Origin of the sequence: Streptomyces sp. IBSNAI002 (assembly GCF_052244475.1) — a bacterium.
GTDB lineage: Bacteria > Actinomycetota > Actinomycetes > Streptomycetales > Streptomycetaceae > Streptomyces.
Genome location: NZ_JBQPXG010000002.1, coordinates 1591314 through 1612239, shown reverse-complemented (window position 1 = coordinate 1612239; position 20926 = coordinate 1591314). Strand labels below are relative to the sequence as shown.

Below are 20926 nucleotides of genomic sequence, written 5' to 3'. Positions count from 1 at the left end.
GTCCAGCGGACCCGTGCCGGTGCCGCCGTGGTGCGGGCCGGGGATGCCCGCGTCCGGGGGCGGTGTCGGGTGAGTGTGGGAAAGGGGCTTCGTCAGCGGGCTCGGATCGGTCCGGACACGGCGGGGGCGTGGGGGACAGGCATGGCCGTGGATGCGGGCCCGGAGGTTGAGGTGCTCTGGCCTTCGGGCCCGGCCGTGAAACTCCTCGGTGCCGGGTCGGCGTGAGTGCCGACGAGCGCCTGGGCGATGAGCTGCTGGTCCTCATGGCGAGCCGGGGTGGATGCCAGGCGGAACGAGAGGCGCTGCGCCTGCCGCCTGTACGTCTTCGCCGCGTGCACCAGTTCCTCGGCGGCGCTCTTCAGGTTGTCGCGGCTCGTCTTCGGGGTCTCGTCGCCATCCTCGTAGAGCAGGACTTCCGTGCGTCGGTGGATGGCGAAGGTGCACATGGTGGCCGCGAAGGCGACCTGGGCGCAGGCTTCCGCGAGCTCGGCGAGGTTCTGGTGCCCGTCCTTCATGGCGGCGTACTGGCTGGTGGACAGGAAGGCGAGCTGCTCCGTGTACTGCATCGCCAGCCCGTGCAGGCGGAGGGAGATCGGCGCCAGTTCCCTGACGGGTTTCTCTATTTCTCCCGCCCGTACGGTCTCCACCTCCGTGATCAGCGACTTCAGGGCGGGCGCCGCCTGACCGAGGCGGCGGGTCTGTTCGACGAGATCGATGATCTGCAGTGTGAACTCCATTCTCGGGACGCCGAGTTGTACGAGACGGTTGAGGTCGCGTGCGAGGTCCTGCCCGGTTGGGTCAGCGTGTTGTGGGTGCCGGAGCCGCGCCGGTCGGGAGGGGGAGCGCGGTGGCGACGGGGCTGGGCTGTCGTTGGTTGCGCCTTGCTGGTGGTGGCGGGGGTATGGGGTGTTGTGGATGTGCTTGATCTGTTCGAGCCGTACCGCCGAGAGGTGGGTGAGGGCTGCCGTGTCCGCGAGCCACTGGGCGCTGTGGGCTGGGGCGTCGTGGCGCCGGCTGGCCCAGGTGGCCGTGAGATCGAGGATCTCGGCGAGCTGGGGGAGCTGGGTGGCCAGTTCGTGCAGTACGTGGGCCCGTTCCCAGTGGCTGTTGGCGGTGTGGGCCGCGTCGAGGAGGGCCGAGAGCGTCGGCGGTTCTTCGACGGGTTCCTTGGGCAGGCCGTACAGCTCGGCGTGGATCGACCGGGCGATGGCGGTCAGCGGGCCACCCGTGGAGCGGTCCTTGTAGCGGGAGGTGGTCTGGGGGCGGACACGGAAGCCGACGACCACGTCCCGTACGGGGACATCTGCTGCGATGTGGTTGGCCAGGGCTCGGGCGATGTCCTTGACGGTGGGAGTGCTGGGTTCGATCAAAGGCTCCAGAACAGGTGAGGGGTGTGGGTCTGACCGCGCGGCGAAGGGATCTTGCGACGGGGCCGGGGCTGGCTCATGCCGCCTTCCCGAAGTCGGTCTTCTTCGGAGTGGCCTTGGCGACGGCGCGTTCGGTGATGCCCCGTGACGCGGCGGCAGAGGCAACGGACAGGCCGTCGGCGCCGGGTTCCAGGTACCAGGGGCGCAGGTCGAGCATGGCGGCGCGCATGCCGGTGGCGAAGCAGAGGGCGGTGCCCTTGGGGAGGGCGCGGATCGCGTCGGCGGGCAGGATCCGTTCCTGACGCATGCTGATGCTGGTGGACTTCCCCGAGTCGGAGATGGAGGTGGACTTCGTCTCGACGTCGTGGTCGCCGATCAGTCGCGACAGCTTGTCGGCGAAGTCGGGGTCGTCGATGCCGGAGCCGATCACCTTCACGGTGCTCGCGGACCACATGGCGTCCATGCCTGCGTCGCCCCAGACTTTCTGGCCCTGGCGGTAGGACTGCAGGATGGTGATCGGGATGATCCCGCGGGAGCCGAGGTGGGAGTACAGGTCGGGAAGGTCGCTGATCTTGCACACGTTGGCGGCCTCGTCGAGGATCGCAAGCATGGGCGGGTCCAGGCGTCCGCCGGCCCGTTCCGCCTGGGTGGTCGCGGCCCGCATCACGGAGTCCGCGCACGCGGCGATCAGCGCGCTGGCGCCGCCGCCTCCGTCCTTCGACAGGAGGTACAGGGTGTCCTTGCTGGTCACGAAGTCGGCGGGCTTGAACTCGGGAATGCCCTTTTGAGGGGTGACCCATGCGGCGATCTCCGAGTTCAGGAGGGCCGACGCGTACTGCCTCGCGGTTTCGTAGATACCGTCGCGGGTTTCCGGCGGGCCCTCGACGGTGCCCTTGAGCTGGGCGGCGACGGCCGAGTACCCGTGGTCGCGCAGGATGTCCAGGGGGCGGCGGTCGGCGGGGAAGGCCAGCCACTGCATGACGTCGGTGATGGGCCGCTCGTCGAGAGCGGCGGCCAAGAACAGCTGGGAGAGGATGTTGGATCCGGCCTTGGACCAGAAGTCGCCCTGCTGGGAGGCGTCCACGCTCGCGGCGAGGAAGTGGCCGGCCAGCCGGCCTGCTCCGTCGAGTGATTTGGCGGTGGCGAGGGGGTTCCACCACATCTCGCGGGTTGCGTGGGCGATCTGCTGCGGATCCATGCTCCAGGTCCGCCCGTCCTTGCCGCGGGCGACGAGCGTCGCGGTGTAGGCGTCGCCGGCGGCCTTGTTCGAGGTGAGGAGCACGGGGCCGGGGGCGGCGAGGATCGCGGGGATGGCGAGGCAGGTCGTTTTGCCGGATCGGGGGGCCATGATCGCGACGGCGACGTCCTCGAAGCCCATCCGGACCTCAGTGCGGCTGCCCTGCAGGTTTCCGAGGAGGATGCCGGTGTCGGAGGCGTTGATGGCCTTGGCGTCCTTCAGGCTCGGCCTCAGGGATCGGGCCTTGGCTGTGATGGCCTTGGCGAGTAGAGGCTCGATGTCCTTCTGCTTGGCCATCCCGGCGATGCGCTTCTTCTTGCCGATCGTGCCCTTGTGCCGGGACCACCACAGGTACCCGCACATGGTGAGTGCGAGGAGGACTGCGGCGGGAAGGATGCGGGTGGCGATCAGCAGGGACGTTTCCCCTGCTGCTGGCCAGAGGCGCTCGGGGTGGAGAAGAGCTTCGGCCGGCTGGTAGGGGACCCAGGGGCTGCGGCTGGTGACCCAGGCGGTCGCGTTGCCGCCCAGCCAGGCCAGCGTGGACAGGGGCAGGGCGATGGCGAAGGCGCCGAGGAGAGCCTTGAAGGCTATGTCGTAGCCGTCGGAGCTGGAGTTCGGGGAAGGGCTGGACAAGGGGGCGGCTCCAGGGGATGGGGGTGGTGGACACGGCGGTGGAGGACGTCTACCGGCAGGGCTTTGCCAAGTTTGCGTTCCGGCCCGGGAGCAAGGGGACGGGCGCGGTGGCCGGCCGGGACTGACAGCGCCGGAATGCGGTGTGGATGTCGAGGACGACGTGGCCGTGGAGGGACCACTCGTCCAGGTAGTGCCAGGCCTCGGCGTTCCGCTCGGCGAGCGGCCCGTCGTACTCCTCGCTCCCGGGCCGGGCGGACACCGGCAGGGTGGTGCGCAGGTCGAGCCACTCGCTCTGCAGGGTGCTGAGCCGGTCCAGGGCGATGTGGAGACAGGAGATCTGCCAGGCCCAGCGAGGGTGGACGCTCCGTTCTGGGAGCTTCTGCAGCTGGGCCTCGGCTGTGGCGACCAGGTCCTTGGCCCCGGTGCGGATCCGGTTGAAGGACCGCCAGGTGTCGGCGTCACGCCGGGACTGGCGATACCCGTAGGCCCTCTCGTCGTGGGGCCAGCCGTCGGGGTCGGTGTGCTCGTCGGAGTAGGCGTCCCAGGCAGCGAGGATCTCTTCAGCCTCACGGAGGAAGAGGGCGAGCTGCCGCAGGAGGAGGTCGTGCGTGGCACGGGGGGCGGGGTTCGTCACGCGGCTCTCAGGAGGGGGTGTTATTGGCGGCGGGCTACCGGGAGGGCCTGGCCGGCGCAGCGGTGCCCGGGACCGCGGATGCAGCCGCGGCGGTGGTGGTGAGGCGTGTCTTGGGCCGGTGGCGGCGGGCCTCTGCCAGGCGCTGCTTGTGCGCGCCGACGACCTCGGCGCCGATCGCGAACTCCGCGCCCTGGGCGAGGTGAGCACTGTCGTTGATCTTGAATCGGGCGCGCAGGACCGGCGTGGGGTCGCAGATCGCCTCGGCGACGGCGGCCAGCAGGTGGGCGGGGGTCGCCTCGTCGAAGTAGGCCCGCCACATGCGTTCCTGCGGGCCGTGCTGACCGTGGTGGTGGGCGGCCTCGATCTCCCAGCCCATGACGCCGAGGGACGGAGAGACGTAGAGCTCCACCTGGACGATGCCGTCGGGGGAGGTCAGCTTCTGTGAGCCGGTCTCGGACGTGGTGTGCTGCCACCCTCGGCTGGTGAGGACCTCGGTTACTGAGGGGGCGGGTTCCTCGGGTTCGGGCCGGATGAGTGCGTCGGTGAGGCCGGCCACGATTTCGGCGGGGGTGTCGCCGTTGAACGTGGCGTACCAGAAGCCGGGGCCGTAGTTGTTGTCGATGCGCCACCAGCGGTGAAAGCTGCTGGGTGTCGGCGTGAGGTCGAGACGGAAGGCGTGGTCGGGGCTGGTCATACGGATTGCCGGGTGCAGGGGGTCGGAGTCCAGACTCCATCCGCGGGCCCGCAGTGCGTGGGTGACGTGCCGGGGGTCTCCGGCGTCGGCGAGGTAGCGCGGGGTGATGGCCGAGCCGAGGTTGTTCTCGTGGTCGTGGGCGAAGGCGGCGAGTTGCCGGTCGGTGATGGACAGGGGGGCGGCTCCTTGAGGGACCGGTCGGGTGCCCGTGTCAGCGCCGGGGCCCGGCGACGGCTGGCGCCGCCGGGGTCGGGCTGGTGACGGGCTGGGTGGTGAGGGCGGTGCGCTGGCTGCGTACGGCGGTGGCCCGGGCGCGGGCCAGACGCGTGGCGTGTTCCTTCGCGAGGTCGGTGGCCTGGCGGCCACCGGGTTTCTGGGTGACGAGGCCGCTGTGCGGGACGTCGAACTCGGCCCGTGCGACCGGTGCGGGATCGACCAGCGCGGTGGCGAACGCGGCGGCAAGGTGCGGGGCGTTGCCGAGGTGGGCCTCCCACACCGATTCCTGCCCGCCGAGGCCGTCTGGGAGCAGTGCGGCGGCGGTCCAGCCGGGGTTCCAGTTGCTTGGGGTGTTCCACCGGCGTAGTTGCATGATGCCGTCGGGATGTTCGGCGAGCTCGTGTCCGCGCTCGTCCCGTACGTAGGTCCAGCCCGCCGCGGTGAGGATGGGCCACACGTCGGCGGCGGTCTCGGGCACGGGAGTGAGGAGCGCGTCGGTGAATCCGGCGAGGATCTCCACGGGGGTGTTGCCGCCGAACTGGGCGTACCAGCTCTCGTTGTCGCTGGTGCAGCTGATCCGCCACCACTTGGAGTACGACTCGTTCTCCGGCTCCAGGGCCAGGGCGTAGCGCTGGTCGGGGCTGGACAGGATCACGTGGGGGTAGTCCGGGTCGGAGTGGTTGGACCATCCGGCTGCCCGCAGGGCTTGTGTGATGTGGCGGGGGTCGCCGCGGCCGGCGAGGTGGCGGGGGCTGGTTTCGAACCAGACCCCGTTGTGCGGTTCGTCGGCGCGGGTGTAGATGAAGGGCCGCTGGCTCAGGACGTCGGCCCCGCCGGGTTGGCGGTGGCGCGGGCCAGGCTGCGGACCTCCCAGTGCAGGGTGTGCCACTGCATGATCTCGGTGGCTGCTTCCCGGAGGGTGGTGATCACCGAGTTGACGTCGCTGCTGTACGGCTCGGTGTGGGTGGCGACGGCTCGGGCGGCGGCGCGCAGCACGTCGGACAGCAGCATGGGGATGCCGTCGTCCTCGTCGAGGAGCAGTGTCAGCAGCGGCAGGATGTCGAGGGTGGGCGGCTCGGTCCGCAGGTAGTCCACGAGCTGGGCCAGGGTGTCGGTGGCCTGCTCGATCTGCTCCGCGGTGGGGGCGGCTACGGGTGCGGTCATGGGGCTCCTAGGTGGTCGTGGTGTGGGCTGGATGGGTCAGCGGCGGGTCTTGGTTGTGCCGGCTGCCGTGTGGGGGCCGGTGGTGGGGGTGTGCTGGCGGGGGCGTGCTGCGGTCCAGGAGTTGCGTGCCCAGGTGGCGGCGCGGGCGGCGGTGATCCGGGCCTGCTGCCAGCCCCCGAGTTCGGAGGGGCGTACGGATACCGAGGTGGTGCGGATCCACTTGCTGGCGGGGACGTTGCCGCGTGGGCGCATGACCGGGGTCGGGTCGGCGAGCGCGGCCGAGAATCCTTGGATGAGGTGCATCGGTGTCGTGGGGGTGAAGACGGCGTCCCAGGTGCGGCCGTGCTCGGTGCGGGCGCCGGCCCACCAGTGCGCCTGGCCGGGTTCGTTCTGGTGGTACTGCAGCCAGGCGTTGCGGTCCGGGGAGACGGCGGTGAAGTGCTGCCCGCGTTCGGTCTCCCAGCCGTTCTCCTCCAGAGGAGCCCACACGTTCGGGGCGTGGGCGGAGCGCGGTTTGGCCAGGGTGTCGGTAAATCCGGCGACGATCTCGATCGGCACGGCGGTGGTGAACGTGGCGTGCCAGGCCGGCTGCTGCCCGACAGCCTGTCCGGAGACGGTCCAGCCGCCGGGCATCGCCGTCGGGTCGAAGCCGACCCGTACCGTGCGGTCGGGGCTGTCGAAGACGATCGGGCCGCCCGTGCGGGAGATGTCCTTCCAGCCGGAGGCGCGCAGGTACTCGGCGACGAAGCGGAGGTCGCCTCCGCCGCCGAGGTGGCGGGGCTCGACCAGGTAGTGCTGCTGGGGCTGGTCGGCGCCGGGGCCCCAGCCCGTCCAGGTCTTCTTCACCGGTGCCTCCTGGCGACGAGCGCCGACGGGGCCGGCGGGAGCACGGTGTCCGGGGGCGCTGGGTGAGCCGGTGGATGTCAGCTGCGTGGTCGTCGAGGTCGAGGGCGATGTCGTGCAGTTCGTTCGCGGCGCGGGCGAGGGCGAGCCACACTTCAGGCGGTAGAGCTCCGGTGAGCGCCGGGCCCTGCGCGAAGCGTGATCCGGTGGCCACCAAGGTGGTCAGGGACCCGAGGACGCCTTCCTCGGGGTCGAGGACCTGGCCCAGGATGCGGGCGGCTTGCTGGGGCGGGGCCACGATCAGGTGCTCGCTGAGCTGTGCGATCTGCTGTGCGATCTGGCGGGCCAGGGCTTCGGGGTCGTGGACGGTCATGCTCCTCCAGGTGGTTGGGGCCGGCGTCTCTGGACTGGCGACGTGACCAGGACGCCGGAAGGGCCGGGGGCGAGTTGGGTGTGCCGGTCGGTGGATCCGGCGGTCACGGCGCGCAGGTAGCGGCGCAGGAGGAAGACGGCCAGACGCGGGCTACGGGCGGCCGAGATTGCCGGTGGGCGGTTTGGACTGTGCGGGATTGTGGTGCTCCAGTGGGTCCAGGTGCCGTTCCCGGCCCGGCCCGGACGGGCCGGGAACGGCGAGGCGTCAGCGGGAGCGCGGGGGAGCGCTGGGGTGCGCTGGTGGAGCTACGGCCGGGGCCGGGGCGCTCTTGGCCTTGGCCTGCTCGGCACGGTGCTCGGCCATCGCTTGCGCCCACGCGGTCACGTCGTACACGCCTTCACCGAAGTTGACGTCGTAGTTGGCGATGAGGAGCGGGAGCATCGCGCGGGTGGCCAGCTGCTTCTGGGCCTTCTCGCTCAGGCCCTCAGGGGTCTCGTGCCACACGTAGACGGGGCCAGAGGTCTCGATGGTCTTTCGTTCCAGGCCGGCGTTGTCGAGGATGGCCAGGAGCTCTTCGGGGGCGTCGCTGCGGCTGATGACGTGGATGGTGTCGGGGTTGCGGGCGCGGCGGTACATCTCGACGTCGGTGCCGGATTCATCGGCCAGATTTCCCACGGGGTGTCTCCTCGCGGTGGTGGGGGGATCAGCGGGTGGGGGACGCGGTGGCCGGGGCCGGCGGGCGCGCGGGCAGTGCCGTGGCAGCTGGTGATGGCCGGGCGGGGCGCATGGTGACGCCGACGCCGATGCGGGCCAGTTGCTGGGAGACGGCCTGGACGCGGGTGATCTGCTCGCGGTCGCCGTAGGACGCCGGTAGCAGGAACTGCCGGTGGTAGGGGTGGTATTGGAATCCGGCGCCGTACAGGACCGCGGTCGCTTCGCGTACTCCGGTGATGGCGCCGACGGCCCCGTCCGTGTGCCAGGTCATGCTCACCGCGCCGGCAACCAGCGAAGGTTCGGGCCGGCGGGGCACGGGGTGGGTGGTGTTGTGCTGGACCTGGCGCAGCGCGGCGTCATATCGGGGCAGCAGCCTGCGGGTGACCTGGGCGGAGGCGCGGACTGGGTCGGCGGGGATCGTGATGCCGTTGGGCTCGGCCACCTGGTGGAAGGCATCGTGGTGGGCGTCCGGTTCCAGGGCGCCGATCATGAACTGGTGGCGGTACCGGGGGCGGTCGAAGAGCAGCAGGCGGGCGCCGTCGGCTCGGGCGATGACAGCCTGGTGGTCGAGGACGAAGTTGGAGGCGGCGTAGCCGACGGCTCCCATGTCCCACACCTTCGACGTGGTGGCGATCTGGTCGTGGTAGGCGGCGTGGCGTGTGTAGGTGCTGGTCCAGGTGCCGGGCAGGCGGGCGGCGAGGCCTTCTGCGAAGGCGGCGAGGTCATCTCGGGGGTGTCGTGGAGGCATGGTCGTTTCAGAGGATGAGGAAGCGGGGTTCGCTGGCGTCCTTCACCGGGATCGCACGGTGTTCGGTGCGGTCGGGCGCGGTGCGGGCAGGGGCGTCGTTGTCGGTGTGCCCCGGTGTGGTGCGTGGCGCAGGGTGACGCCGATGTTCAGGGCGCCGAGCGCGGCGCCGGCTGTCCGTACGCACTGTGCCTGGTGGGCGGTGTCGTCGCCTGAGGCGATGTACGTCTGCTGGCCGGGGTCGTAGACGAACCCGTGGGCGGTCAGTATGTCGGCCACATCCGCGCGGTCGGTGCTGGCGGTGAGGTCGCCGGACTCGGTCCAGGTCATCACCAGCGCTGCCGGCGGGGCCGAGAGGCGGGTGATGCGCAGGGCGTTGTCCTGGACCTGGGCTCGAGCGGCCTCGTAGCGGGGCAGGAGGTTGGCGGTGATGGCGTCGGCAGCCTGCTCGGGGTCGGCGGGGATCGTGATCCCGTCCGGCTCCGGCACCCCGCGAAAAGCCTCCGCGTGGGTGTCGGCGGGGGCCATGGCGGCGACGACGAACTCGTCTTCGTAGCGGGGGTGGTCCATGAGGAACAGGCGCCGGCCGTCGTCGCTGGTGAGGATGACGTCCTGCTTCAGGGGGTGCTGGGCGAGGGCGTCGGCGACACGGTTCATGTCCCAGACGTCGGCGGTGAGGAAGAACTGGTCGTCGTGGGCGGTGTGCTGGCGCAGTTCCCGGGTCCAGGTTCCGGGCAGGAGCTGGGTGAGGATGGCGGCGAAGGAGTCGAGTTCTTCGGGATCGTGGTCGGGCATGGGTTCCTCGGGCGGGTTCGGGGCGGGTCAGCGGCGGCGGCCGGCCGGGGCGGGCGGAGCGGCAGCCGGTGCGCTGGGCGTGGTGGGGATACGGGCGGTCGCGGGACAGGGGCAGGAAGCCGACTTCTCGCGCTCGTCACCGGCGACTTCCTGCGGGCAGGGCGCGCGGTGGGGGTGTACGGCCTGCCGGTCGGCGAGATCATTTCGGACGTGCCGCAGATCGGAGGTGAGGACGTGGAGCCGCTCGTCGGCCAGGTGGCACAGCCGGGCGGCCGTGTGCGGGTCGGTGGGATGCCCGAGGTCCTGGAGGAAGTCGGCCGCGGCGGCCAGGATTTCGGCGAGGGCCGGGAGGATGCCGTCGTGGGTGGCGGTCAGCTCCGTCAGGGCGTCGGCCACCTCTTCGGTGCTCTCGGCCTCCCGGATCCGGACCGCGAGGTGTGAGACCTGGTCGCCGAGGGTGAGGTAATGCGGTTCACGTCGCTCGGTGGCGAAGACGGGGTCGGTGTCGAGGTCGTAGCCGACGGCCTGCAGGCGGGCCACGGCCCGGGTGGCGAGGCGGATTTCCTCGTCCTGGTCGAGGCCAGTAGGCAGGCGGTGGTAGGTCTCGTGGCGGCGGACCACGGGGACGAACCCGGTGCGCTGGAGAACGCTGTGGGCTTCCGGATCGCCTCCACGGGCGAGGACTTCTCCGGAGTGCGGATCGCGCCGGATGGTCAGGACACGGTGGGCAAGGGCCAAGAAGAGAATGCTTTCTGCAAGGGAGAGGCCGGTCAGCGGCCCCGGGGGGAACCGGGCACCGGGATACCGGCAGGGAGAGGCGGGGAAGGGCTTGCGACCGGGGCGCCGAGATGCTGACCTGCCCTCTCCATGAGGCGGCGAGCGGCGGCCAGGTGCCGGTACGCCTCATCGGACAGGTGCGCCACGATGCTGGGGTCGAGCCGCTCGGTGGTGGGCTGCGTGGTGGCCAGCATGTTGGCTTTGAAGGGGCTGACGTGGTGGTCTCGTGGGGAGAGAAGGACGAGGTCTGCTTCGATACGCCGGCATTCCGCGGCCAGTACGTGATGGACTTGCCTGGGCACGGCCGCGCGGACGCCGTCCTGGCGGATCAAGTTGGCCAGCAGGTCGAGACGGTGGGACTGGTCTCGAACGGCGATCCATCGGCAGGAGTTCCGGTCGCCGGGCGGTGCGATCCCTGCGACGCGTGCGAGCCGGTTGCCGACCTCGGACCATTCGGCGGGAGTCAGCTCCCGGTCCTTGGGATGCAGGCGGACGCTGACATGGAGGATGACGCGGCGGTCGCCCCGGTGGGTGGCTGCGAACGGATGGGCTCTGTAGGGGTCGTCGAGGTGCTGGGCCCACTCGGCCGAGGTCCAGATCCGGTCCTCGTTGGTGAAGTAGTCGAGGTCGGACCAGTGGGCGACGATCGTGCCCTCGGTGGTCAGACCCTCCTGGTCGCTGACGGGCCGACCCAGTGCCTCGGCGAGCCCGTCCACGCAGGACGTGCTCAGCCCGTGCACCGTGGGGATCATCGGCTGCCGGCCCGGCCGTCTGCGACGTGGACGAGCTGGTTCAGCTCGGTGATCGAGTACCAGCCCACATCGACGCACTCGCTCCCGGGGAACTTCGGCACCAGGTAGTCCTGCAGGGCCCGCTGGTAGATCACGCAGTCGGGGCAGTGCTTGGAGAGGTGGACGAGGTAGCGGGGGTGCCCGGTGATGAAGCTGCGGGCGCCTCCCTCCGGGTTCCGCAGGCGCCACCCGTCCTCGTTCGTCGGGGTGTGCCAGGACGGGGTGACCACCGTCATCGCGTCTCCCCACAAGACGCCGTCGTCCACACCCTTGATGACCACGATCCGGTCTCCGGGGGCGAAGTGCTCGTGGGTGATGTCCCGCTCGGGGGTGATCGCATCGGCGGGTATGAACGCGGCGCGGCTGGCGTCGGGCACGGCAGAAGTCCTTCCACGAAAGTGCCGCAGGAGCGGCTGGTGAAGTACTTCAATGGTCTGGAGAATCCCCGGTTTGGCTGACCGGGGATCGTCGGCTATATATGGCCCCCGCCCCGGCTACCGGAACGGGTTCTCCGTCCCCCGGTCATCGGCCGTGGCCGCGTCCAGCAGCTCGGGAAGGTCCGTGCCCTCGGCATCGCGCTGGTCGATCCACCAGCCGGCCCGGGTCACCGTACGGATCCTCTCCTCCAGAGCGGACCAGCCCGCCTCGTCCCACGACCCTTCGGCGACGAGGGCGGTGTACGCGGTGGTCACCAGCTGGTATCGCGAACGCTCGCCCCAGGCCAGAGCCCGCTCCGGGCCCTCCAGCGGCGGCATGTCGAACTGCTCCGCCCAGGCGAGCGCGGCCTGCTGCTCCTCGGCGCGCTTGGCGGCGAGCCATTCCTCCTTGGCGACGGTGTCGGAGTCGCGGGCGGCCTTCCAGCAGTCGGTGCAGTCCCGCCCGCCGAGCCAGCGGGCGAACCCGGCCCGCTTGTCGGCGGGACGGTCCGACAGGTCGCGGGTGATCTCGTGTCCACAGCTGTGGACGATCTTCCATTCGGTTCGTACTCCCGGGGAATTGCGTTTAATGGGCGTTACGTTCGAGGTCGAGTGGTTGGTCTGCGGCTTCAATTCGATGTCTTCCTTGAGTGGTTGGGGTGGTGGCCTGCGTTGTTGTGGAGGGTCATGCATCAGATGCATGATTCACGCGGCAGACGGAGGTGGTCTGGGGTGCTTGGTGGCGGGCTTGGGGACGCTTCCGCGCGGCTGGTGCTGCTGCAAGGGGTGTCCCTGTTGCGTCCGGAGGACGTGGTCTTCGAAGCGATGATGGAGGGGTGGGCTCGCCAGCAGCGGGGCGGGCGGCGGCTTCAGGCGAAGACGATCGGCGACCGGCGCCGCGTGGTGGAGCGGTTCGCGGAGTTCGCGAACACCTTCCCCTGGCAGTGGACGGCGGGCGATCTCGACGAGTGGATGACGCACCTGATCGGCGTGCTGCACGGGGCCGAGTCGACAATCCGCGGCTACCAGGGCGCGATCCGAATGTTCTGCGACTACATCACCTCGCCGCACTACCAATGGCCGGCCGAGTGCGAAGAGCGTTTCGGTATGCATCCGGTGCAGATCTGCCACGAGTGGAACACCGTGGCGCACCTGGTCGAGTGCGAAGGGCGGCCAGGGCGGCGGCCGATGACACGGGCAGAGCTGCAGGCGTTCTTCGACTACGCCGACGATCAGGTCGAGCGAGCGGTCCGCCTGGTCGTAAGGGGGCCCTGGCGGCCTACCGGGATGCGACGGTTTTCAAGGTCATGTACGGGTGGGGGTGCCGGTGCACGGAGACCTCGCGGTTGGAGACCGTGGATTTCTATCGCAACGCGCAGGCGCCGGAGCTCGGAGAGTTCGGTGCCCTGCACGTGCGGTACGGGAAGCGGACGAAGGGCTCGCCCTGGCGGCGGCGGACTACGTTGTCGGTGATGCCCTGGGCGGTAGAGGCGGTCGCGGACTACGTGCGTCACGTCCGCCCCCGGTACGCGGGAGCGGAGTCGAGTCCGGCGTTGTGGCTAACGGAGCGGGGCGGGCGGCTGCAGCCGCGGGAGATCGAGGAACGCTTCGCCTCCTATCGGGACGCGTTGGGTCTGGACAAGAACTCGTGCCGCACTGCTTGCGGCACAGCCACGTCACGCATCAGATCGAGGACGGTGCGGACCCGGCGTTCGTACAGCGGCAGGTCGGGCACCGTTATGCCTCGACAACCGCGCTCTACACGGGCGTGAGCGGGGACTTCATGAACACGATGATGCGGCGGATGCTGGACCGGGCCCTTGGTTCCGACCAGGGCTCGGGGACGTGAGGCTCGGGAAGGGGGCGTGTTGCGGAAGCTGGACTACCGGTGGCACCTACGGGAGGTGATGGCGATGCGGGGGATGTTCTCCACTACCGACCTGCGGCCCCTGCTGGCCGAGCGGGGGATCGATCTGTCGCCGTCGCAGACCTACCGCCTGGTGACCGAGCGCCCCGAGCGATTGAACATGGCGACGCTGATGGCCTTGTTGGACATCCTGGACTGCCGGATGGAGGACCTCATCGAGCCGGTCCCGGTCCAGGCGACGGTCGGCCGGCGGCGGGCGGTCGGCCAGAGGCAGGAGGATCGGCGGGGCGGGCCAGGCGTGGGCGAGTTCCGTCCCCGCCGTGCCCGGATTCTGCCGCCGCCCGGTGACGGGGCAGGCTCGTCGGACGGAGCAGGGTAGGCGAGGGGATGGACTCGGTGCGATGGAAGACGGAGCCGGAGGAGGTTCTGGAGGAGGTGGTGTGCGCCGCAGATCCGGCCTGCGCGGCCTTGGGTGTGGCCGCCTTGGTGGAGGAGGTGTTCCGGCAGCGTCCGCAGCGTCGCGAGCTCGCCCGCCTATTGGTGGCCGATCCGGGCCTGCTGACCTCGGGCAGTGCGCAGGGGCCGCGGGCAGTGGAACGGCTGATCCGGGCACTGATCGACGCTGGTGCCGACGGCGTCGTCCTCCCGGTCTGCGCGGGGTGTGGGAGGCAGCGTCCGCTGACGGCGACATCGCCGCAGGGCCGGACTTGCACCTCCTGCTACAACCGGAGCAAGATCGAGGAGCGCCGCTGCGTCGTGTGTGGCCGAGGTGACTCCGGAGGCCGGGACCGGGAGGGCCGGCCTCGTTGCCGCCGCCACCGACCCGACCCAGACGTCGATCCGGCTGCGCCTGTGGTGGGCGCTTTCGGACCGGCCCGAACTCCTGACCGGCGCTGGCGCCGAAGGCCCCAAAGCGATCTCCACCCTGGCTGCGGCACTGGTCGCGCACGGCGCCGTCGGGGTGGTGGTCCCCGTGTGCCCATGGTGCCGCACGACAACGGACCTGCGCAGCCTGCGTGACGGGAAGCGTTGTTGCCCGCGGTGCTGGAACGCGACCCGGCTGCGCCGGTGTGTCCGATGCGAGCGGGAACGGCCGCTCGGCGGGTACGACGCCGAAGGCCAGCCGCTGTGCGCCCCCTGCAGACAGCGGGACCCCTTACACCATCAACGCTGCGATGGATGCGGTGAACTGCGACTCCGAAAAGTACGCACCGCCGACGGCGGACTGTGCTCGTCCTGCCGCACCAACCCGTACGCGCTGTGCGCGACCTGCGGGGCCTGGCGGCCGTGCTGGTTCGCCTCTACCCCGGCGCCGCGCTGCCAACCCTGCACGGCCAAGGTCCGGCGGCAGGCCGTGTGTGTGCGTTGCGGGCAGCATCGCAGGGTCAACAACCGCACAGCGGCCGGTGAGCCGATCTGCTCGGGGTGCGGGCACAAGCCGCGCCCGTGTGCCGGATGCGGCAAGACCTACCGTTCCGCCGGGCTCGCGGAGAACGGCCGGAGCCTGTGCCAGACCTGCTGGGCTAAGGACCCCCGGGCGAAGAAACTCTGCACCCGGTGCGGAACGGTGGCCCGGCTCTACCACCGCGGGCTGTGCGCCGGGTGCGCCCGCGATCGGAGCCTGCGCGAGGTGCTCACGGGCCCCGACGGACACATCAGGCCCGAACTCCAGCCCGTCCTCGCAGCGCTGCGGGCCGTCGACGCCCACACGGTGCTGCGCTGGATCCGCAAGACCCCGGCCAGGCGAGACGCCTTCCGCGCACTCGCGGCCGGCACCGGTCCGGTCACCCACGAGACCCTCGACGCCGTGGCCAGCAGCACGGTCGCCGACCACCTGCGGGCCCTCCTCGTCGCCGGCGGCGTCCTGCCCTCCCGCGACGAGCACCTCGCCCGCATCGAAGCATGGCTTCCCAAGGTCCTCGCCCGCATCCCCGATACGGGCGAACGGCGGGTCGTCGAACGCTGGGCGCGCTGGCAACCCCTGCGCCGTCTCCACCGGCAACCCGCCCACCGGCCCACCACCCGCGGCCAGGCCGACGGGATCCGCCACGAGATCCGCGCGATCGTCCGCCTGATGGAATGGCTACCCAGTCAGGGAACCGACCTCGCCTCTTGCGCCCAGGACCACATCGACGCCTACCTCATCACCGGGGCCCCCGGACGCTTGCTGGTCCGCTCCTTCCTTCACTGGACCAGCCGCCACGGGCACACCCGACCGCTGACCGCACCCCTCTACAAGAGCCCGTTCGCCGCCGACGTCCTGGCCGCCGACACCCGCTGGAAGCTGGTCCGCCGACTCGTCCACGACCCCGGCATCGCCGTGCGTGACCGCACGGCCGGACTGCTCCTCCTGCTGTTCGCCCAACCCCCCTCACGGATCGCCAGCCTCAACCACGACGACGTCCTCGACGACGGCACCACCCTCCGGCTGCGCCTGGGTGCCAACCCAGTGGAGATCCCGCCCCCGCTTGACGGGATGATCCGCGAACTGGTCAACCACCCCACCGGCAAGGCCACCATCCTCGACGCCACCCCCAGCCGGTGGCTGTTCCCCGGCGCCCGCGCCGACCGGCCCCTGGAGCCTGCCAGCCTCTCGAACAGGCTCAAAGCCCTTGGTATCCGCCCCCGCCCCACCCGCAACGCCTCCCTGATGGACCTCGCCGCCGAGCTCCCCGCCTACGTCTTCAGCCGACTCCTAGGCTTCAGCCCACAGACTGCCGCCAACTGGAGTGCCGAGGCAGGCGCCGCGGATGCCGGCTACGCCGCCCATCGAGCTCGTCGCGGTGACCAGGTGTCGGCGTTCCCGTGAAGGTACAGCCACCTGCACCGCTGCGCGCACAGTGGCTGCACGCTCACTGCAGGGCCAGGCCCCTCTTCGCGGCTGCCGCCAGGCCGCGGCGGTTGACGCGGTTGATCGTTTCTCCGGTGAACTTGCCCACCCGCTTGGGTGAGCGGCCCGGTTGTCGTCCGGGCCGGAGGGTCCCGGGCCGCTACAACTCGCGTCGTGATCAAGACAACCCTTCTGCGTGCCGCGACAGCCGCCGCGCTCACCGTCCTGCCCTTGACCATGACCGCACCGGCCCACGCCGCCGAAACCTTGTCCCTCTCCGAGGCGGTGGCCAGCCTGCCCCTGGCTGCCGAGAGCCGCGATGGTTACCAGCGCACCAGCTTCAAGCACTGGAATGCCGGAAAGCTCGACGACGGGTGCAATACGAGGATGGAGGTACTCCTCGCGGAGGCGGTCTCCGCGCCGGAGGTCCTGCCCGGCTGCAAGCTGTCCGGCGGCCGCTGGTGGTCCTATTACGACGCGAAGTGGGTGACCTCCGCCGGCGCCCTGGACGTGGACCACATGGTGCCTCTGGCCGAAGCGTGGGACTCGGGGGCATCGCAGTGGACCGCGGAGAGGCGTGAGGCCTACGCCAACGACCTCGACGCCGACACCTCCCTCGTCGCAGTCACGGCCGGCTCGAACCGCAGCAAGGCCGACAAGGATCCTGCCGAGTGGCTCCCGAACGCCGAGGTGACGTGCCGCTACGTATCCGAGTGGACCGGAGACAAGTTGCGCTGGCGTCTGACCGTCGACGCCGACGAACTGGCGGCCCTGACCCAGCTCGCCGAGGCATGCCCCAAGACCACCGTCGAATACGAACCGGCCACGTAAGCACGCCGAACGCAACCGACTTGGAGATCCATGTCCAATCTCAGAACGAACGGCCGAGCAGATGTCCTGGGCAAGCCGGGCGTCTGGATCGACTCATCGGAATCGACGACACACAGCGAGACCGTCACGGTTAGCGGCATGCTGACCGTCGCCCTCCGGCCTGAGTCTCACCACGCCGCCACGGTGACCGTCGTCATCACCGACGCCGGGGGCCAGGAGAACAGGCGCACCATCACCTCACAGAGCAACGAGACCATCCCCGTCCCCTCTGGCTCCAAGGTCCGGGTGACGTACACCGCCGACGAGCAAAGCCACGCAATGGTCAGCTGGACCCCGTTGGGGGCCAGCTAGTGCTGTGACCGGGAGTAAGGGTCTACGCCATGGCCAGCGGCCACCGCACGATCTTCGTTTGGCCACACCCCAACCGGTGATCGCGCGGCGGCCGTACCCGTTCCTAGTCAGGTCCGCCACCAGATCGCAAGACCAGACTGGACCACTGACTGAACGGTGTTGGTTCTAGACCGGGGCGAAGGACCACCACATCGCGTCCGCGTCACTGTTCGTGTCGAGGACGACGACCTGGTTGACGTGGTTCGGGTAGAACGGGGTCATGGCCGTGCCCGTGGAGCGGGAGACGATCTTGTGCTCCATGCCCGACGGGCCGCGCTGCCCCTGGATCGCCCACTGGAACTCCCAGGCATTGCCGCAGTTGCCCTGGGTCACGTACGTCTTGTAGCCGTACTGCCCGCCGGGCTTGAGGCACTTGTTGGTCATGGTGTTGCGGATGATGTAGTAGCCGTACTCGACGTCTTCCACCCGCCAGGTGTCACCGCCACCCCCGCTGTTCCAGGCCCACATGTAGATGCCGTCGTGGAGGTTGTGACCGTACCCGCCGGGCAGTAGGTTGCCGCGGTTGGCGGAGTTGACGATCTTGTAGGGGCCGTACTGGGCCATGGCGCGCTGGGGCGCCGTGGGAGCTGTTTCGGCCGTGGCGGTCGTGGCGGTCGTGGCGGTCAGCGCGGCGAGCAGGCCGAGGGCGGCCAGGCTGCGTGCCAGCAAGGTTCGGTGCATGAATCCTCGATTCGGGTGGTGCTGCGTGTCCGCTGGGGGGCGTGTGCCGGTGGGGGTGGGGGAGTTACTGCGTCCACTTCCACTTCTGGCTCGGCCCGCCCGTGCAGTTCGCGTTCACGAGCTGCAGGCCGGAGGCGATCGTCCCCTGGTCGACGCACTTGTCGGCGTAGGGGGAGTAGATGTCGAAGGTGCCGTCGCCCTTGTCGCGGAACTGCCAGCCCTGCTCGGGGTACTTGTTGATGTCGCAGTCCCAGATGTTGAGCGGGGCGTTGTTGTCCTTGCTCTTGTTGCCGATGTCGAGGCACTTCTTGGTCAGCGGGTTCTGCAGGTAAAACTGGTCTTGCCCGGCGGGGGCCACGGCCCACTGCTGCTTCGTGGCGCCGGCGTGCACGCCCAGCTGGACCGGGGTGCGGTTGACGTCGCCGCCGTCCTTGACCTCCACAGTCAGCTGTTCGTTGAAGGCGGGCCGGAAGTAGCCGGTCTGCCCGGAGGCCGGGCGCGGTAGCGCGACGGCGACCGGTTCGCCCGGTGGGCTCTTCCAGATCTGTGCGTGGACGATGGCGTTGTCGATCCAGAACTCGCTGGTGTCAATCCCCTGGAAACGTAGAGTCCTCTTCTATGCGGCTTCGGCCCTCTGGTGGGCTTGGCTGCGTTGCTGGCTGATCTTCTGTTCGAACTCCACGGGTGGGAGTCCGCCGGCACGGGTGTGGCGGCGTCTGGTGTTGTAGAAGTCGGCGATCCAGGTGGCGATCTTGATCCGGGCTTCGGCGCGGGTGGTGAACCGGTGCCGGTGGATGTACTCGGTCTTGACGGTGGAGTTGAACGCCTCGGCGGCGGCGTTGTCGAAACAGGACCCCACGCGGCCCATGGACTGGACCACGCCGAGTCGGTCGCACAGGCTGTTGTAGGCGGCGGAGGCGTATTCGCTGCCCCTGTCGGAGTGGAAGATCACTCCGTCCACGTCGCCGCCGCGGGTCGCGGCGGCCATCTGCAGGGACGCGCTGACCAGGGCGGCGTCGTGGCGGGCGTCCATGGCGTATCCGAGGCAGCGGCGGGAGAACAGGTCGATGACGGTGGCCAGGTAGAGCTTGCCCTCGCCGGTGTCGATCTCGGTCATGTCACCCACCCAGAGCACGTCGGGAGCGATCGCGTCGAAGTGCCGTCCGACCAGGTCGCGGGCTGCTTTCCGCTTGCCCTGGCGAGTCAGGCCCTTGCTCTTTTTCGGTTCGCGGCCGTACCAGCCCTCCTCGGACATGATCTCGGCGACCGTGTTCACGGACACTTGCCAGCCCTCGGCCCACAGGTCAAGCGTGATCCTGGGCGAGCCGTAGGTCCGACCCGACGCGTCGAAGAAGTGCTTGATCCTCTCGGTCAGCGCGGCCCGTCTGACCTCACGCTTCGTCAAATTTGCAGGCCTGCCACGCCATTTGTAGTACCAGGCCGGTGACACACCGAGCGCGCGGCAGGCCACGGTGTGCGGGATCTTCTCCTCGGTCCTGCAGTCGCTGATCACCCCGACGAGTACCGCCGGGTCCCAATCAGCTACTTCACCCACAGGACCATGCATCGCTTGAGGACATCACGCTCCATCCCGAGCTCGACGGTCTCCTTGCGCAACCGCTGATTCTCCGCCCGGAGCCGGGCCAGTTCCTCCCGCTCGGATTCCTCCAGAGGGCCGGTACCCGTCTCCGCGGCCCCGCGGGCCCGGCTCACCCAGGTCTGCAGCGTGCCCTCGTGCACACCCAGATCCCGCGCGACCTCCGCAGCCGGCTTGCCCGTCTCCAGCACGATCCGCACGGCCCCCTCACGGAACTCCGCGTCGTAGCTACGTCGCTTCCCCACCCTCAACTCCTTATCGGGTCACGACTCCACGCTACGAGGGGAAGCACACTGGCGGCGGAGTTGTTGGACGCCTGGGCGGTGATCTTCACGTCGCAGTCGGTCGTCGGGTGGTCGGAGGGACACGACAGCAGCCCGGTCCGGATCATGGAACCGTCGCGCCAGCGGCGGTCTTCGGGGGCGGCGGTGTCCCAGGTGAAGACGTCGCCGTTCTCCGAGTCGATGGGAGCGAGCTCGGCGCCGTTGGCGAGGACGCGGCCGCGGCAGTAGTTGCTCGCCGCGCTCGTGCCCTTGCAGCGGATCTCGGCGTTCACCCACACCGTGGCGACGACGTTTTGGCCCCGGGGGACCTGGAGGGTCACCGTTCCGCAGTCGAGGTCGGTCCAGGCCGTTCCCTTGACGGTCTGCAGCCCCTTGGAGCTACTGGATTCGGACTGCTTGTCGGGGTAGCGGCTCCAGAAGTTGCGGCAGTCTCCGGGGGCGAGCTGGGCGGGAGCGGCGGCGGCCGCCTGCGTGCCGGTCGTCGGCGCCTGGGCGGCCTGACCCCAGGCGGGGGTGGTGAGCAGTGGCAGGGCGAGGATCGGTGAGAGCAGGGCGAGTCTGGGAACTCGCAGGCGTGAGCGCATGGGGTACTCCTGTCCGGGAGGGGGAGACGCGGGTACCTGACGTGGAGCGGACCCGCGTCAGCGACGACCGTGCCACCGCCTGGCACACGCGTATCGATTCCTCAGCCGCGACAGGCCCGGGAGACCACTCGAACGGGCTCTCGGCGCTCCCGAACACCCACACGCCGTAGGGCTGGATGGGTGCGCGTGGCCCCGATCGCTGCCTCTCAACTCGCGTGCGGGCGTGGGGAATAGGCGAATCGATTCACCGATCCCGGTGTCAGCGTCTGCGGCTCAGCCTGTTCCATATCCCCGGCGCCGCAGGTAGAGGACCGATTCCAGGGAGACCCGCCACCGGACGCGTTCGGGGAGCGGTCGCAGTGCCCGCTCCTCGAACGGAAGTTCTGGTGCCTCTGGGCTTGATGTGACAGATGCGGCGTTGACCGCCGTCAACCGCTGTCCCGTCTCACGCGGTCTTGCCGCT

At 69.9% G+C, this 20926-nt stretch carries 25 protein-coding genes; 6 read left to right on the top strand and 19 right to left on the bottom strand.

Going from position 1 to position 20926, the window contains the following annotated elements; all coding sequences use genetic code 11:
• Window positions 1-92 precede the first annotated feature (92 nt).
• The 14 genes from ACTVZO_RS07925 to ACTVZO_RS07860 all read right to left on the bottom strand — a co-directional run bounded on the left by ACTVZO_RS07925 (window position 93) and on the right by ACTVZO_RS07860 (window position 11927).
• Window positions 93-1370: a hypothetical protein gene (locus ACTVZO_RS07925; protein WP_443297706.1), complete on the bottom strand. Its 1278-nt coding sequence runs from the start codon at window positions 1368-1370 to the stop codon at window positions 93-95.
• Between the two features lie 73 nt (window positions 1371-1443).
• A complete protein-coding gene (locus ACTVZO_RS07920; RefSeq protein ID WP_443297705.1) occupies window positions 1444-3237 on the bottom strand; it encodes a type IV secretory system conjugative DNA transfer family protein in 1794 nt (597 codons plus the stop codon).
• 49 nt (window positions 3238-3286) lie between these two features.
• Complete coding sequence (locus ACTVZO_RS07915; protein WP_443297704.1) at window positions 3287-3871, bottom strand: hypothetical protein; 585 nt, start codon at window positions 3869-3871, stop codon at window positions 3287-3289.
• A 34-nt stretch (window positions 3872-3905) separates the two neighbouring features.
• Window positions 3906-4565, bottom strand: coding sequence for a DUF317 domain-containing protein (locus ACTVZO_RS07910; RefSeq protein ID WP_443297703.1), 660 nt, complete (start codon window positions 4563-4565; stop codon window positions 3906-3908).
• 211 nt (window positions 4566-4776) lie between these two features.
• The gene (locus ACTVZO_RS07905) at window positions 4777-5670 is read right to left on the bottom strand and encodes a DUF317 domain-containing protein (RefSeq protein ID WP_443297702.1); all 894 of its coding nucleotides are present in this window, start codon (window positions 5668-5670) and stop codon (window positions 4777-4779) included.
• Window positions 5598-5945 (bottom strand): hypothetical protein, encoded by a 348-nt coding sequence (locus tag ACTVZO_RS07900; RefSeq protein WP_443297701.1) that lies wholly within the window; start codon window positions 5943-5945, stop codon window positions 5598-5600. Before ACTVZO_RS07900 ends, ACTVZO_RS07905 begins: the two co-directional genes overlap by 73 nt.
• 36 nt (window positions 5946-5981) lie before the next feature.
• Entirely contained in the window at window positions 5982-6791 is an 810-nt protein-coding gene (locus ACTVZO_RS07895) for a DUF317 domain-containing protein (RefSeq protein WP_443297700.1), read from the bottom strand.
• A 634-nt stretch (window positions 6792-7425) separates the two neighbouring features.
• Window positions 7426-7836, bottom strand: coding sequence for a hypothetical protein (locus ACTVZO_RS07890; protein WP_443297699.1), 411 nt, complete (start codon window positions 7834-7836; stop codon window positions 7426-7428).
• A gap of 28 nt (window positions 7837-7864) precedes the next feature.
• Entirely contained in the window at window positions 7865-8623 is a 759-nt protein-coding gene (locus ACTVZO_RS07885; protein ID WP_443297698.1) for a hypothetical protein, read from the bottom strand.
• 42 nt (window positions 8624-8665) lie between these two features.
• The gene (locus tag ACTVZO_RS07880; protein ID WP_443297697.1) at window positions 8666-9415 is read right to left on the bottom strand and encodes a hypothetical protein; all 750 of its coding nucleotides are present in this window, start codon (window positions 9413-9415) and stop codon (window positions 8666-8668) included.
• A 27-nt stretch (window positions 9416-9442) separates the two neighbouring features.
• Window positions 9443-10153 (bottom strand): hypothetical protein, encoded by a 711-nt coding sequence (locus ACTVZO_RS07875; RefSeq protein ID WP_443297696.1) that lies wholly within the window; start codon window positions 10151-10153, stop codon window positions 9443-9445.
• A 32-nt stretch (window positions 10154-10185) separates the two neighbouring features.
• A complete protein-coding gene (locus ACTVZO_RS07870) occupies window positions 10186-10932 on the bottom strand; it encodes a relaxase/mobilization nuclease (protein ID WP_443297695.1) in 747 nt (248 codons plus the stop codon).
• 8 nt (window positions 10933-10940) lie between these two features.
• Window positions 10941-11360: a hypothetical protein gene (locus tag ACTVZO_RS07865; protein WP_443297694.1), complete on the bottom strand. Its 420-nt coding sequence runs from the start codon at window positions 11358-11360 to the stop codon at window positions 10941-10943.
• 117 nt (window positions 11361-11477) lie between these two features.
• Window positions 11478-11927: a hypothetical protein gene (locus tag ACTVZO_RS07860; RefSeq protein ID WP_443303081.1), complete on the bottom strand. Its 450-nt coding sequence runs from the start codon at window positions 11925-11927 to the stop codon at window positions 11478-11480.
• 204 nt (window positions 11928-12131) lie between these two features.
• Between ACTVZO_RS07860 and ACTVZO_RS07855 the strand changes: the two genes are divergently transcribed.
• The 6 genes from ACTVZO_RS07855 (at window position 12132) to ACTVZO_RS07830 (ending at window position 17278) form a co-directional block, all read left to right on the top strand.
• On the top strand, window positions 12132-12872 hold the full coding sequence (locus ACTVZO_RS07855) for a hypothetical protein (protein ID WP_443297693.1): 741 nt from the start codon (window positions 12132-12134) through the stop codon (window positions 12870-12872).
• Window positions 12873-13047: 175 nt separating this feature from the next.
• Window positions 13048-13248, top strand: a complete 201-nt coding sequence (locus ACTVZO_RS07850) for a tyrosine-type recombinase/integrase (protein ID WP_443297692.1) — start codon at window positions 13048-13050, stop codon at window positions 13246-13248.
• A 16-nt stretch (window positions 13249-13264) separates the two neighbouring features.
• A complete protein-coding gene (locus ACTVZO_RS07845) occupies window positions 13265-13645 on the top strand; it encodes a helix-turn-helix domain-containing protein (RefSeq protein WP_443297691.1) in 381 nt (126 codons plus the stop codon).
• A 1188-nt stretch (window positions 13646-14833) separates the two neighbouring features.
• The gene (locus ACTVZO_RS07840) at window positions 14834-16075 is read left to right on the top strand and encodes a hypothetical protein (RefSeq protein WP_443297690.1); all 1242 of its coding nucleotides are present in this window, start codon (window positions 14834-14836) and stop codon (window positions 16073-16075) included.
• Between the two features lie 198 nt (window positions 16076-16273).
• A complete protein-coding gene (locus ACTVZO_RS07835; protein ID WP_443303080.1) occupies window positions 16274-16927 on the top strand; it encodes an HNH endonuclease family protein in 654 nt (217 codons plus the stop codon).
• A 138-nt stretch (window positions 16928-17065) separates the two neighbouring features.
• A complete protein-coding gene (locus tag ACTVZO_RS07830; protein ID WP_443297689.1) occupies window positions 17066-17278 on the top strand; it encodes a hypothetical protein in 213 nt (70 codons plus the stop codon).
• A 165-nt stretch (window positions 17279-17443) separates the two neighbouring features.
• Here ACTVZO_RS07830 and ACTVZO_RS07825 read toward each other — a convergent pair whose 3' ends face one another.
• The 5 genes from ACTVZO_RS07825 to ACTVZO_RS07805 all read right to left on the bottom strand — a co-directional run bounded on the left by ACTVZO_RS07825 (window position 17444) and on the right by ACTVZO_RS07805 (window position 20463).
• Complete coding sequence (locus tag ACTVZO_RS07825) at window positions 17444-17998, bottom strand: RICIN domain-containing protein (RefSeq protein WP_443297688.1); 555 nt, start codon at window positions 17996-17998, stop codon at window positions 17444-17446.
• Window positions 17999-18062: 64 nt separating this feature from the next.
• Complete coding sequence (locus tag ACTVZO_RS07820; protein WP_443303078.1) at window positions 18063-18446, bottom strand: RICIN domain-containing protein; 384 nt, start codon at window positions 18444-18446, stop codon at window positions 18063-18065.
• 168 nt (window positions 18447-18614) lie between these two features.
• Window positions 18615-19565: an IS3 family transposase gene (locus tag ACTVZO_RS07815; RefSeq protein ID WP_443296349.1), complete on the bottom strand. Its 951-nt coding sequence runs from the start codon at window positions 19563-19565 to the stop codon at window positions 18615-18617.
• Window positions 19541-19840, bottom strand: a complete 300-nt coding sequence (locus tag ACTVZO_RS07810) for a transposase (protein WP_443296350.1) — start codon at window positions 19838-19840, stop codon at window positions 19541-19543. Before ACTVZO_RS07810 ends, ACTVZO_RS07815 begins: the two co-directional genes overlap by 25 nt.
• Window positions 19841-19842: 2 nt before the next feature.
• Window positions 19843-20463: a hypothetical protein gene (locus ACTVZO_RS07805; protein ID WP_443297687.1), complete on the bottom strand. Its 621-nt coding sequence runs from the start codon at window positions 20461-20463 to the stop codon at window positions 19843-19845.
• Between the last annotated feature and the right edge of the window lie 463 nt (window positions 20464-20926).